We start from the raw sequence: 1,223 nt of genomic DNA, 5'->3' as shown, positions 1-1,223 counted from the left end.
ACCCGTCTTAAGTTTGATTTTCTAACTTTAAGATATTAATAGGAAAGAACAAAAGAGAGGAGTAAGGTTATAAAACCCGTGGGAACTTGAGATTCCGTAAATATTGATAATCCCCTCTTTTTTCTACTTCAATTTCGTTTAGTTCTATGAGACCTGGATCTCGTTTTTAAGTCGATGAAAACCAAAGTAGTTGTCCTTTCTCAATCATTTTTCTATGAATAAAAATAATGAAATTTATGGAGTGGACATCAGTAAAGGAGTATTTGATGTAGCCAACTCAAAAGGGAAGCATTTTCAGTTTAAGAATTGTGGCTCAGGCTTTAAAGACTTTTTAAAGATTTTAAGGAAAGAAGACCTGGTGGTTATGGAAGCTACAGGATATTACCACTATAGACTAGCACAGTTTCTTTATGAGCAAGAAATAAAGGTCTCGGTAGTAAATCCTTTATCGGTGAAGCGTTTTATACAGATGAAGCTCTCTAAGGTAAAAACCGATAAGTCTGATGCCAAATCGATATGTGAATATGCAAGCGTCAATGAAGTTCCATTATACACGGCAAGAGACAAGAGCCAGGCTGAAGCCCTCCAATTACTTCGCTTAATAGATATTTATACCAAACAGAGTACTGCGCTGAAGAATAAGCTTCATGGCGAGAAGGTACTCGGAAAGCCTTCTAAAGTCGTTTATCATTCGCTAAATCGATCGCTTAAAATGCTACAAAAGGAGCTTAAAACTCTTGAGGATCGCTTATGTGAAATCGTTAAAGATGAGCAACAAAAGCAGCTTACACTTCTAAAAAGTATTCCAGGAATAGGCAACAAAACAGGTATTATGCTATTAGTATTAACTAATGGTTTTACCAATTTTGAAAATGGGAACCAGTTATGTAGCTATGCTGGAATTACTCCAATTATTCGTCAATCAGGATCCACTGTGCGGGGCAAAAGTAGAATCAGTAAAATGGGTAATCCAAAGCTTAGAAACTTACTGTTCATGTGTAGCTTTACTGCCTGTAAACACAATAAGGCCTGCAGGGATATCTATGAACGAATAATCGCCAAGGGTAAAAGTAAGAAGCTCGCACTAATTGCCGTATGCAATAAACTGCTAAAACAAGCTTTTGCAGTAGCTACATCAGGTTTACCATACGATGAAGATTATATACCAAAATTGGGATAAAATGCTTGGAAATTAGCTTAGTTCTTTATTTGCGATGAACCGA

1 protein-coding gene is annotated in these 1,223 nt (G+C 36.4%); it reads left to right on the top strand.

The features are described 5' to 3' along the window. The first annotated feature begins 214 nt into the window (after positions 1–214). On the top strand, positions 215–1,180 hold the full coding sequence (locus Q1K34_RS17960) for an IS110 family transposase (protein ID WP_300442123.1): 966 nt from the start codon (positions 215–217) through the stop codon (positions 1,178–1,180). Positions 1,181–1,223 lie beyond the last annotated feature (43 nt).

The sequence above is a fragment of the Christiangramia sp. genome (assembly GCF_029937855.1).
Lineage (GTDB): Bacteria > Bacteroidota > Bacteroidia > Flavobacteriales > Flavobacteriaceae > Christiangramia.
Note: the sequence above shows the minus strand (reverse complement) of the source record. Positions and strands in the feature narration are given on the sequence as shown.